This window comes from Sneathiella limimaris (genome assembly GCF_012932565.1).
Classification (GTDB): domain Bacteria; phylum Pseudomonadota; class Alphaproteobacteria; order Sneathiellales; family Sneathiellaceae; genus Sneathiella; species Sneathiella limimaris.
The window spans coordinates 1,480,673-1,492,840 of sequence record NZ_JABBYJ010000001.1; the positions used below are offsets into that span (position 1 = coordinate 1,480,673).

Below are 12,168 nucleotides of genomic sequence, written 5' to 3' on the forward strand. Positions count from 1 at the left end.
AAAACGTCTTGTTAAAAGGATCTCAAGACGTCGCTTATTCTCGTAATTTCTGTCTCGCTCAAATCTGGACGATTAGGAAGACCAATAATGCTTCCTGCAACGCGCTCTGAATTTTTGAGAAAGAGACGACCATAATCAGGTAGATTGTCCCCACCAGAAATTTTGAGGATTTCAGGAAGATTTGCGTTTAAGAGCGGCTGTTTGTACAGCGGCTCTTCATATCTGTTTCGGCACTCAATTCCGTTTTCAGAAAGCTTTTGGATCAGCTCAGAGGTCTTCATTCCGAGTAAGTCTTCATCAATCAGAATATGACACCAGAAATAGGTATGCTTTACATGTTCCGGAACAATCGGCGTTTCCAGCCAGTCGATGTCCTGAATGGCGGCAATGACTTTCTCGGAAGCAGCGATCCGGTCGCTATTCATCTGGTCCAGTCTTTTGAGCTGACTGTTACCCAGTGCGGCGAGAGGATCAGGCATGCGATAGTTATAGCCGAGCATTGTATGATCGTTGCGTCCCTCAAGACCATGGCTCCGGAACTTTCGCATGAAATCGGCAGCGTCCGGGTCATTGGTTGTGATCATGCCCCCTTCGCAGGTGGTCATGTGTTTGGTGGCGAACATGGAGAACGCTCCAAATTCACCAATGCTACCAGTCATTTTCCCTTTATAGATCGTTCCATGAGACTGGGCACAATCTTCAATGACAGAAAGCCCATGCCGATTGGCAATCTCCATGATTTTATCCATTTCGGCAGAGTGGCCAAAATAATGGACTGGGATGATCGCTTTGGTTCTAGGGGTGATATGGTTTTCCAAGTCTTCAGGGCAGAGACTGAAATCAGTCTGCGTGATATCACAAAACACCGGAACAGCACCCTGGTGGATAACCGCAGTCACTGTTGAGAAGAAAGTCAGGGCAGGTACAATGACCTCATCTCCAAAACCGATATTCTTGGCAGCGAGAGCAGCGTGAAGGGCCGCTGTTCCAGAGTTCACCGCAATAGCTTCCTTAACACCAACATAGTCGGCAAAAGTCTGCTCGAATTCCTTAACCCGTGGTCCTGAGGTCAAATGGCCGGAAAGGAGTGACGCGTTCAGCGCTTCCACATCTGCCTGATTAATCGAGGGGGAGGCAACCTTGATTTTCATATGGGTTTTCTCATGTTTGAAAAGAGTGGGAAATCAGGAATGATTAGCGATAATCGAAGTTGTTGTTCCGGTATTGAGGCCCTTCCAGATCGATAACGCCAGACTGCAACTTTTCGATCAGTTCCTGAATACCTTGTTCCACCGAGTAATCGGCATGCCAGTTAAGGCGGTTCTTGATTTTCTGGCAAGTGATCCGATAGTCGCGGCGATCGCTTTCTTCAACCTGTTGATATTCGATTTCTGTTTCTGGAAGATATTTTTTCACCATTTCAGCCAGATCCCGAACGGTCACATTGTTGGTTTCCTCACCGACATGGAAAATCTGCCGATCCCGGACATAACGGGGAGCTTCCAGTGCATCAACCAGCGCGCGAGCTACATCCCGGACATGGATCAGGGAGCGATACTGCATGCCGTCACCATGGATCGTAATTTTTTTGTCTTTCAGGGCTTTATAAACAAACAGGTTGGTCACCAGGTCGAGACGGGGGCGCAAGGACCAGCCAAAAATAGTTGTCAGTCGAAGGATCGTTGGGGAGAAATGGGGAACCTGTTTGGCTTTCTCCATAATAATCGATTCCGCGCGGAGCTTTCCATCTGCATAGGAGGATAGCGGCATGGTTTCTGAGCCTTCATCAACCTTGTCGAACAGGCCGTTCACATTTCCATACACGGAACAGGAAGAGCAAAAGATTAAGTCTCTGACCAATCCGATTTCAGGGTCGGTCATGCAGTTGACGAGTGTCTGTGTGCTTTCAACATTGGTTGTGAAATGAGCAAGCGGGTTTTTGTCACAGGCCGGTGCGCCAACTATCCCGGCAAGATGGATCACGCCTTCGGTTCCCTGCAGGGCATATATCAGGTCACGGCTGCTCCTGACATCTCCCTCAATGACAGTAATCTTGTTATTCTGTTGGGCGATCCCTTCAGCTCCCCAGTAAAAGGTATCGAACACCACTGGGTGGTAACCCCGGTCAATCAAAATATCTACAACGGATGATCCGATATATCCGCCGCCACCGGTCACAAGAATTTTTTTCATTAATCCAACTCGTCAGATTCGCTAATTTGCTATTCGTCATTTGCCGTGCCAAAACACACCCTTTGTATACTGTTGATTTTTTGAGGCAAGTAAAGGTCAAAACCACTGAAATTAAGAATTCTGCATTAGTTTTTCCGAACGGCAGAAATTCTGCACTTTCCCGTGAAAAAAATTGGGAAGGAAAATGGGATTGGGCATCTGCCAATCAGCAATGGTGTGACTGTCGCCTCATCTTTTTGGGGTGTAGGGTTTTACTTTGTTCTCCTTTTTTGATAGTGAAAGGTTAAGAAAGTGTTAAACAGAAAGTCTATCTGTGGAAATCAAGTGGCGTACAAATTATGACAGATCCTGATCATCATCACGAAATTGGTGCAGCCTATTCAACGAACTATTACACTTGGGGAGAACAGCCAGAAACTGATGGCGTGTCTGGCGGAACCCTGACTTACAGTTTTGTGGGTCCGAATTACATTGATGATGTCGACATATATAGTGGGCGGAGTTGGGATATAGACGCACAGCTGGGCTTTGACTATGAAGCCCAGGCAGCTAAAGCTTTTGAAGCATGGAGTAGCGTCGCCAACGTTAATTTTGTGCAAGTGAGTGATGAGGGTGGAAACCTTGGTGACGGGTGGGGTGCAGACATCAGAATTTCTATGGGCAGCATTGATGGTTCGGGGAATAATCTAGCTTTTGGTGCATATCCAAATCCACGCCATGCATACGGTGGGGATATTTTTTTAGACGGGACAGAGCGATCATTTTGGACCGCAACTAGCTTTTTTCGTGTGATGTTGCATGAGATAGGCCATTCATTAGGGTTAAAGCACAGTGATGTCAGAAACTCGGCTATGTGGCCGACATATGGCTCTAGTATGAATAGCCTGAAAACGGATGACATCAACGGAATTAGGGAGCTCTATGGTAATCAGGATGGGATCGTTGACGCCTACCAGCTAACAGATAATGCCCCGGATATTGAGATTTTGCGTGGCATTGACGGTCTGTTAGTTCGAGGAAGCGATGGCGCAAATTCCATGACAGGTTCTTCACTTCGGGAGTACTTATGGGGAGGGGCCGGTGATGATACGCTGATCGGCGGTGGCGGCGTTGATACCTTGAGCGGTGGCTTTGGCAGTGACTGGGTGGATTTTTCCAGCTCGAATGTGAAAGCTTATGTGCAGCTGTCCAGGGGTATCTATGAGCTGGATGAAGCGGGCGAGATCAGTAATATCGAGAATGTCAACGGCACCCGCTTTGCCGACTCCTTAAGAGGTAGTGAGGGCGATGACAACCTGGTCGGGAACGGTGGCGATGACAGGATTGTCGGGCATTTAGGTCATGACACCATTGATGGCGGAGCAGGGGAGGATTGGCTGCATGCAGGACCTGGGGACGATCTGGTCTATGGCGGTACAGATTTTGACTCCATCAGAGGCTCTCGTGGGTGGGATACCCTCATGGGGCAGGGGGGTGATGATTATCTGAACGGTGGTCAGGACGAAGATTACATTCATGGTGGCAGCGGGGATGACCTGATCTATGGCCAGTATATGGATGATACCCTGCATGGCGGCGCGGGTGATGACACGCTCTATGGGAGCAGTGAAAATGACTACATGGATGGAGGGACAGGCGCGGATGAGCTGCGCGCCGGTAGTGGCGATGACACGCTGATTGGCGGCGGTGGAGCTGACACATTGATCGGGGGGCGCGGCCTAGATCTTATTGATTTTTCCGGATCGAAAAACGGTGTTGATGTGGATCTGGCCGCTGGCGTTTCTGTGAGCGAAGGCATTGTCCGGATTAGCACGGTCGAGGCGATTAGGGGCTCAGCTTATGATGATACGATGGCTGGCGATGACAAAGACAACCTATTCTATGTAAATTTGGGAAATGACATTGTCAGAGGTGGCGGTGGTGTCGATACCGTCTATTTAGGTGGGCGAGCCTCCGACTACGATGTTCAGGATATGGGAGATCATCTTAAAATTACCCACATTGCCGGCGATCAAATTTTGTCACTCTATGGGGTTGAAAATATTGAATATGATCTTCTGCTTGGCGATGGACTTTACAGGGTCGTTACTGTTGCAGCTGCATCTGGTGGTTATACAAACGGAACTGATGAAAATGAACGTATCATAGGGTCCTCTGCGAATGATCACCTCTACGGATATGGTGGACAAGATCAACTCTTTGGGGGAGAAGGTGATGATATACTGACCGGCAGTTCAGGTGATGACTACCTGGATGGTGAAGATGGTGCTGATACTGTTCGGTTTGACGAGGTTGCGGCCGCAATCAGAGTTGATTTGAATGCTGGTACTGCGACGGGAGATGGAAATGATACCCTTTTAAATATTGAAAATATTTTTGGGGGTAAGAGCGCCGACTATCGGGATACCCTACTTGGGAATGATGAAAACAATTATATTTCTGACATTCGAGGGGGGGGAGAAATAGACGGTAGGGGAGGTGACGATCGCATCAGTGTTATCGACTCTGAAGGTAATGGCTATTCCCTGAGTGGTGGGGACGGTGATGATACGATTGATGGTGGGGACGGTAATGACACCATTTTCGGCGGGGATGGCAACGATAATATATCTGATGATGCCGGATCGGACATTGTCTATGGCGGGCTAGGCGACGATACAATTTCAAGCAGATATGATGGCGAAGATACAATTTACGGTGGATTCGGTAATGATAGTATTTCGGCGTTTGGAGATACTGTCTACGGTGGGGATGGAGACGACTATATCGAAGCCAGAGAAGCATTTGGTGGTCGAGGGAATGATACATTGCGCATCTCAGGCGGCTATGATTCGAGTGTTTCCTATAGCGATGACGAAATTGAACATGGAATTTCAGTTGATCTGAGCTCAGGTTTAGTTAGTGACGATGGCTACGGTTTCACGGATACGTTGTTAGATTTTACAAAAAATTCATTTTCACCGATGGGAATAATTGGATCCAGATATGACGATACGATCATAGGAGGGTCGAGAGGTGCCTATGTTATAGACGGAGGCGGTGGAGACGATTTTATCCAGTCAAATCCAGATACATATTCCGATAAAGTAAGAGGGGGGCAGGGTGATGACACGATACAAGGAAATGGCAACCTTACTCTGATGTATGAGGGGGCCGCTGAGCGATACAAAATAGATGTTTTTCAAGATTATATAGAAGTTAATGATCTTGTGTCGTCTGATCAAGATACTGTCATTAATGCATATGAATTCAGTTTTGATGATCGTTTTGAAGAAGATGTTACTTCCTATGGGGATTATACGTATATTGATTTTGATCAGTTGTTTGACTCGTTGGGGATCATGGGCGCAGACACACGAGCTGAACACATTCAGACCTCTGGTCATCGGATAGAGGTTTTTGTCGGAGGCGAGTTTCATTCATACTATCGGTTATATTATATGGGCTTACCGACATATAGTGTTGGAACTCTTACTGCATCGGACTTAGCGGATCTTGGAATCTTTGTCTCGGACGAGATTGGACCTGAATTGAATGCTGTTTATGCGGATGGTAATTCAGAAGTATACGGAACCAATGCCGCAGACCAGATGTTCGGAGATGCTGGTGCAAGTGTGTTTTATGGGTACGAGGGTGCAGATCAGATTTTGGGTTATGCAGGGAATGACTCACTTCGCGGTGGTGCCGGTGATGACACGGTTGATGGTGGTACTGGTGAGGATTTTGTCGACTACCGAGACGCCGCATCGCTGGTTCAGGTTAACCTCGGAACAGGTGTTGCGAGCTCAGCCACAGAAGGTAACGATGTTATTTCCAATGTTGAGAATATCTATGGCTCCGACTTTGAAGACACCCTGCGTGGCGACGACAACGATAACGTAATCCTGGATCCTGCTGGCGGTGGGGTGATGTACGGAATGGGTGGAAATGACAGTCTGGATGCGTCCAACAGCGATGGTCTTGGCTATGAGCTCTACGGTGGGGACGGCGATGATATCCTGAGGGATGGCAATGGAGCTGACTTGCTCGTCGGTGGGGCTGGGGCAGATTCCTTGTTTGCCTGGGATAGCGGCGACACGCTTATTGGTGGTGCCGGCGAAGATATTCTCAATGGTTATCATGCCGCAACGGCGCTGTTTGAAGGAGATACTTCAGATTACGAAATTATCGTTGAGGAACTGATGCTCAAGGTTCGGGATCTGAATACCAATGAGGTCGATACGCTCTTCAATATGCCCTTTATTGATTTTGACGGGCTTGATGATGATCTCTCAGTTAATCTTGATCAGATCTTTGATTTCTATGAAATTGCCACAGCTGACCGGGCAGGGATGGTTGAACTGATGGAGAAGGGATCAGGAACAGAGATTACGGTCGTGCCGGATGGCGGCGTTGCCATGCAGTTTGAAATTAATGACAATTTCCTCGGTGATGCGGACCTCGGGACTCTAACCAGTGAACAATTGACAGCGCTGGGTATTTCCGTTGGGGATGAGAGTTAGGAGTGAGACGAACTCTCCCAAAGTTGGGATTGTGTCAGGTCCGGAAGGCTGATATTCAGTGACCTGACCCAATTCGACTACTATCTGGTTTACCTCGTGAAAAAAACACTCCAAAAGCTGTTGCGCTTGACTAACACTGAGTCTTCCCCAGAAAACAGGGAGGGCGGGAAGAGTGTTCAGAAGGTAAAAGAAAATCCCGCCTCCTTAAAGAAGGAACTTCAGCAGCAGAAGCTAGAGATTACTAAACTGACCCGACAGTTGGAGCAGTCGAGAGCGGCTGTCAAAACGGTAAGGGCAAATTTCCGTTCCGCCAACAAGATCTGGAAGCGACATTTTGACCGTGTTTTTGGGTATGCGGACTGGGTTGAGGCTGCGCTTGGCTCGGAAGAGTATGATCTATGTTTATTGCATGACAGTTTGGGGCTTGAGGCAGCGCGTGTGGTCAAGGAGCGCTATGGCTGTCCCCTGGTTTATGACGGGGTTGAATATCCAGAATATAGCGGCCGCTCTGGCCGGGCTGGTGAGATGTTTGCGGCTGAGAAGCGGGGCACGGCGCTGGTCCACCGGCATGAGCTGGAGATCTACCGGCAGCTGGATGCACTGATGGTCGGCACTCGTGGGGTTGCGGGCTGGTATGGGGCTCAGGACGGGGTGGTTCCGGCCAAGATTGTCCGCAACTGCCTGGATTATGAAGAGGTTGAGCGGGATGACGAGATCCGTCGGGATTGTGGCCTGAAACCAGAGGACAGGCTGGTTCTGTATCCGAACTCGGTCTTTATTGATTGTGGGGTTGAGGAGACGGTGACGGCGCTGAAGCATCTGCCGGAAACGGTTCACCTGGCGATCATGGGGTGGATCCCGGCGTTTCTGGGCGATCCGTTGAAGGAGCGAATTGCCCGTCAGGGCCTGGAAGGGCGGGTGCATTTTCTCGACCTGAAGGGACCGGATGATCTGATCCGCTATCGCAGCGGGGCGGATATCGGAATCATTCCGATCCGCCCGACGATTGGCAATCATCGAACGATGCTGCCGAACCGGGTGTTTGAGTTGATCATGAGCCGGGTGCCGATGCTGGTCTCGAGCCTGCCTTATGTGCAGGAGGTTGTCGAGACCTATGATTGTGGGGTTGTGTATGAGGGGAGCCAGCCGGAGACGATAGCCCGATCCCTAGAGAAGATGCTGTCTCGTTTGGACTATTACCGGGAGCGGATGGAAGCGACGGCGAAGGAGATGTGCTGGTCACAGGAAGAGGGCGCCTTTGAGGCCGCGATGTCGCCGGTTCTGAGCCCCTCGGATCCCCCGAGGAAGATCCTGTGCCTGGCCAACAAGCCGCTGACGACGAACCGCCGGTTTTACCGACATACCCGGACCCTGGCCAACTGGGGGCATGACATCACCGTCATGGCACTCGAAATCCCCGACCCACAGCTCCAGGTCAACGGGGTCAGGTATATGGAAATGCCGTCAGAGGATGGTACAGAGCAGAAGAAAACTCCGAGAGGTGTTTCAAAAGCTTTATCCAAACGCTAGAACTTTCTATATCTCCTGCTAAAGTGATGACATTCGGATACTAAGCTCGGTGAGTTATGAAGTGGTTTTTTGATTTTACGTCCAGGTGGAAGAAACAGGGATCCTCTCGAGGAGGTGGCCAGCGCATTCTGGCTGAACTGAAAAAAACTGATCCGGAAGCGCACGAAAAAATTTCCAGGCATATTCAGCAGGTCAAGTTTCAGCTGAGAAAAACCAACAAGGCGCTGCTTGAACGGCTAGCGGATCTGGAGAAAAAACGTCTGGCGCTGCTGAAGCGGATTGGAGAGCTGGAAGAGCGCCGCGATACTGTTGTTGCAAACTACAATGAGCTTCGTAAAAACCGAAACTATGCCTTGTGGCTTCGGCATTTGAAGAAAACCTTCGATTTCGCGCAATTTGCCTACGAAGATATTACCGATGGACCAGTCAGGCTATGTTTGGCCCATGATACATACTCATTGCAGGCCGCAGAGCTATTTCGAAAGAAATATGGCGCCAGAGTGCTTTATGATGCCGTAGAGGTGCCGAACTATCGGGATCGATCTCTTGCCGCTCAAAAAGGGTATGCAACCAATATCTATGCCGCAGATTTTATCATGAGTACTGAATATGAGTTGATCCGGCGGGCAGACAGTCTGATCAGTATTAGTGATGGATTGGCAGATGTGGTTGCCGAACAGACAGGGGCCGCGCGGCCAACCGTCGTGCGAAACTGTCGATATACGCAGCCTTTTAAATCCAGTAATTCAATCCGCAAGGATGTCGGTTGTAAGAAGGATGACAAGGTTGTCCTTTTTCTGAATACCATCAACTATGGGGATGGTTTTGAAGAAACGATGGAGGCGCTAAAAGAGCTTCCAGACTATATCCGGTTTGTCTTTCTGGGCGGTGTCCAACGTCTGGAAGGAGGCAAAGATATAAATGTCGAGCTCCGGAAAATCGGCTTGTTTGAAAGGTGTACATTTATTGAAGCCCGTGAGCCGAAAGAGCTGATCCGCTATATCTCTGGTGCGGATATTATGGCTATTGTCAGAAGGCCCAGCAATTTAAACAATGAAATTAGTCTTCCTAATCGGGTGTTTGAGGCTATTTCAGCGTCTGTTCCCCTTGTTGCCCCTAATTTGCGGGATATCGGAAAAATTGTTGCCGACTACGATATTGGGGAGGTTTATGAGGCGACTGATCCTGGCGATATGGCCGAAAAAATCTTATTCTCTCTTGAGAAGAGGCGCCAAAAACAACTCGAAAAATCATTAAAAAAGGCCAATAAACTGTTGTGTTGGGAAGAGGAGGAAAAGCAATTCCTCGCAGCTGTACAAACCGCTATGGCTGAAAGCGGACCACAACAGGGCAAAACAGTTATACTCGCTTGCAAGGGGCTTGAGCGAAACGACAGAATTTTCCGAATGAGTAAAACCCTCGTGGAGAATGGCCACGATGTCCATGTCGCTTGCCTGGAACTGCCAAAAGAAGAATTGTTCCACGCTAAGGTCCAATATCACAAATACAGAGATCCAGAACCTGATCCTTCTGGATCGGATTTAAGATTTCATGACAATACAAACCAAGAGATGAAAGACTCGGAAGCTGAAAGTCATGCATCAGAAGCAGCAGAGGCCCGCACTTGAGATATAAAGGTGCGATTTGCTGTTTTGCCTGGCGGGCCCATCTTGATCACTGGAATGATATGGTGATAGAGACGGCTGCCGAACTGGGCTGGCCAATATTTATCAGTCCACAGGCTATTCCGCCTGCTGGGTGGATTTGGAAGGCAGTGAAGAGAGGTGTTCGTTTTCATATTGCACGGAACTCGCTCCTGAAAAACTTAAAAATAGAAACCTTGCTTTGTTTCAATGGGCGTTTTGAATGGCAGAAACCTGTTATTTCTAGCGCTGAAACTGTCTATTATTTCGAAACAGGGCCACTCTACCAGTCAATCATTATTGATAGAGGTTTGGGGGAGCAGTCGGGATTTAGGGAGCAACTTCCGGGCTTACTTTCGAATATTGAACCTGATCTTGATTGGATTGAAAGTTACAAACAGGGGCAGAAAACAAAATATCCTGAAGATCAAAATGGTTCAGTCAAAATTGACAATTATGTTGCTGTTCCCTTGCAAAGCGGCCGGGATCGGCAAATCATAAATGACTCTGAGGTGACTGTCCGGGGTTTTGTTCACGAGGTTAGCGTTGCAGCAAAAGAAACTGGTGTTAGGGTTGTTTTCAAACCACATCCTCGAGATCTGGAGAGTGATCATATCTCCTGGGTCTTGAGGCAGTATGTGGATAATCAGATAATCTTTTTATCAACTGCTGCGATCGGTGATTTTCTACAAAAATCCAACTGGGTCTGTACAATCAACTCCGGTTCGACAATAGATGCTTTTTTTCACGGAAAGCAAGTCTTGCAACGTGGGTTTTCTCTTTACGATCAGAGTGATAGTCTAATATTTGCACGAGATATTGCGGCCGGATTTAGAAAATTGCAGGACGAAGCCGTGGGGATTAGACAGCGCCGTGTTTTGCAGCAGCTGAAACTCTTAACCTGGCTAAAATCAGAATATCTCTATGGCTTTGAACAAACAGGAAAGCCAACTGCCGACGGATTTCTTAATCATTTTGATAAGATCAAGAACAGGTTGGCTGACGGTTAGCTCGCACTGTAATGCCCGATGACCTCATTTGCGATATCTGCAATCTGATCTGATGTCGATCCGTCTCCAAATGGTGTCGGCCAATTTCTTTCTTTAGAAATCATTTCGTTACCTGAGGCCAATATCCTCTCAGGGTTACAACCGGCTAGCTGATTGGCACCAAGATCAAGAGTTTCAATCCATTCAGTATTGTCTCTGAGAGTAACGGCAGGAACTTTGTGAATTGCTGCTTCTTGTTGTACGCCCCCAGAGTCCGTAAAAACCAGTTTGGCGCTGGCCAACAGTTCCAGAAAGTTGAGGTACCCTTGAGGTTCTATTACTTTGATATGGTCTAGATCTTTTAGCCAATCGTTGAGGCCAAATTCATCAATCCGTTTCAAAGTTCTGGGGTGAGCAGGAAATATCACTGGCAGACTTTTCTGTGCGGCAAAATCTTGTACACCTTGCAATGATCCTCTCAAGTTGGCAACAGTGTCAACATTTTCCTCCCGGTGTGTTGTCAGTAGCAAATACCGGTTTGGCTCCAGATTGAGCTCTCTGAGAATTTCCGCATTCTTCTTCGTCAGTTCATAGTGGCGTAGGGTTGCATCCACAATGGGATTACCTGTCAGGAACACATGACTGGTTAAGCCTTCGTTTTTCAGGTTCTTGATACTGTTTTCATTGGTTGCGAACAGGAAATCCGAAATATGGTCGATCATAATTCGGTTGTGCTCCTCAGGCATTCTTTTGTCGAATGAGCGTTCTCCAGCTTCAATATGCCCAATGTTAATATGGAGCTTTCGGGCTGCCAATGCGGCTGCTAGATTGGTGTTGGCATCTCCGCCCACTAGGAAAAAGCAAGGTAGTCTTTGAAGCAAAATCTTCTCGACGCCTTGCAGCATTGCTGCGGTTTGGCTGCCATGGGTTTTATTTTCTGACACGCCCTCCAGCTTATAGTCGGGTTGGGGTAATTCGAGATCCTGAAAAAAAGCAGAATCCATACTTGGCGAAAAATGTTGTCCTGTATGGATCACAAAATGTGGGATTTTTCTTTCCCGCATTTTATGAATGAGAGGTGCAAACATTACAATACTCGGGCGAGTGCCGACGACTAAGCCAACTTCTGGAGAAAGTGGTTTTTCACTTAACTTATTTAATTGGATTTGCATGAAGACTTTCCGGTCTCATTCGTCTATGAATTGGGTTCATATATCTAAACTGACTAGACCTTTAGCACAGGTCAGGAACTGATTGTAAATAAAAGCTATCCGCTTTTGTGGAAAATAATTTTGAGACACTTATGTCGAG

7 protein-coding genes are annotated in these 12,168 nt (G+C 47.9%); 4 read left to right on the forward strand and 3 right to left on the reverse strand.

Annotated elements, in window-relative coordinates:
• Nucleotides 1-11 precede the first annotated feature (11 nt).
• Nucleotides 12-1,151 (reverse strand): DegT/DnrJ/EryC1/StrS family aminotransferase, encoded by a 1,140-nt coding sequence (locus HH301_RS07185; protein ID WP_169567986.1) that lies wholly within the window; start codon nt 1,149-1,151, stop codon nt 12-14.
• 43 nt (nt 1,152-1,194) lie between these two features.
• On the reverse strand, nt 1,195-2,193 hold the full coding sequence (locus tag HH301_RS07190) for an NAD-dependent epimerase/dehydratase family protein (RefSeq protein ID WP_169567988.1): 999 nt from the start codon (nt 2,191-2,193) through the stop codon (nt 1,195-1,197).
• 338 nt (nt 2,194-2,531) lie between these two features.
• Here HH301_RS07190 and HH301_RS07195 point away from each other — a divergent pair, with 338 nt between their 5' ends.
• The 4 genes from HH301_RS07195 to HH301_RS07210 all read left to right on the forward strand — a co-directional run bounded on the left by HH301_RS07195 (nt 2,532) and on the right by HH301_RS07210 (nt 10,878).
• A complete protein-coding gene (locus HH301_RS07195) occupies nt 2,532-6,695 on the forward strand; it encodes a matrixin family metalloprotease (protein ID WP_169567990.1) in 4,164 nt (1,387 codons plus the stop codon).
• 96 nt (nt 6,696-6,791) lie between these two features.
• Nucleotides 6,792-8,225, forward strand: a complete 1,434-nt coding sequence (locus HH301_RS17865; protein ID WP_169567991.1) for a glycosyltransferase — start codon at nt 6,792-6,794, stop codon at nt 8,223-8,225.
• 56 nt (nt 8,226-8,281) lie between these two features.
• Nucleotides 8,282-9,853 carry a glycosyltransferase family 4 protein gene (locus tag HH301_RS07205; RefSeq protein ID WP_169567992.1) on the forward strand — a complete coding sequence of 524 codons (1,572 nt, stop codon included), beginning with the start codon at nt 8,282-8,284 and terminating at the stop codon, nt 9,851-9,853.
• Complete coding sequence (locus tag HH301_RS07210; protein WP_169567993.1) at nt 9,850-10,878, forward strand: capsular polysaccharide export protein, LipB/KpsS family; 1,029 nt, start codon at nt 9,850-9,852, stop codon at nt 10,876-10,878. Before HH301_RS07205 ends, HH301_RS07210 begins: the two co-directional genes overlap by 4 nt.
• Here HH301_RS07210 and wecB read toward each other — a convergent pair.
• Nucleotides 10,875-12,029: a non-hydrolyzing UDP-N-acetylglucosamine 2-epimerase gene (gene wecB, locus HH301_RS07215; protein WP_169567994.1), complete on the reverse strand. Its 1,155-nt coding sequence runs from the start codon at nt 12,027-12,029 to the stop codon at nt 10,875-10,877. The two genes, HH301_RS07210 and wecB, sit on opposite strands and share 4 nt — an antisense overlap.
• Between the last annotated feature and the right edge of the window lie 139 nt (nt 12,030-12,168).

Excerpts from the sequence above, each read along its gene's own strand:
- HH301_RS07185 (WP_169567986.1), bottom strand. The coding sequence starts at position 1,151 with ATGAAAATCAAGGTTGCCTCCCCCTCGATTAATCAGGCAGATGTGGAA.
- HH301_RS07190 (WP_169567988.1), bottom strand. The coding sequence starts at position 2,193 with ATGAAAAAAATTCTTGTGACCGGTGGCGGCGGATATATCGGATCATCC.
- HH301_RS07195 (WP_169567990.1), top strand. The coding sequence starts at position 2,532 with ATGACAGATCCTGATCATCATCACGAAATTGGTGCAGCCTATTCAACG.
- HH301_RS07205 (WP_169567992.1), top strand. The coding sequence starts at position 8,282 with ATGAAGTGGTTTTTTGATTTTACGTCCAGGTGGAAGAAACAGGGATCC.
- wecB (WP_169567994.1), bottom strand. The coding sequence starts at position 12,029 with ATGCAAATCCAATTAAATAAGTTAAGTGAAAAACCACTTTCTCCAGAA.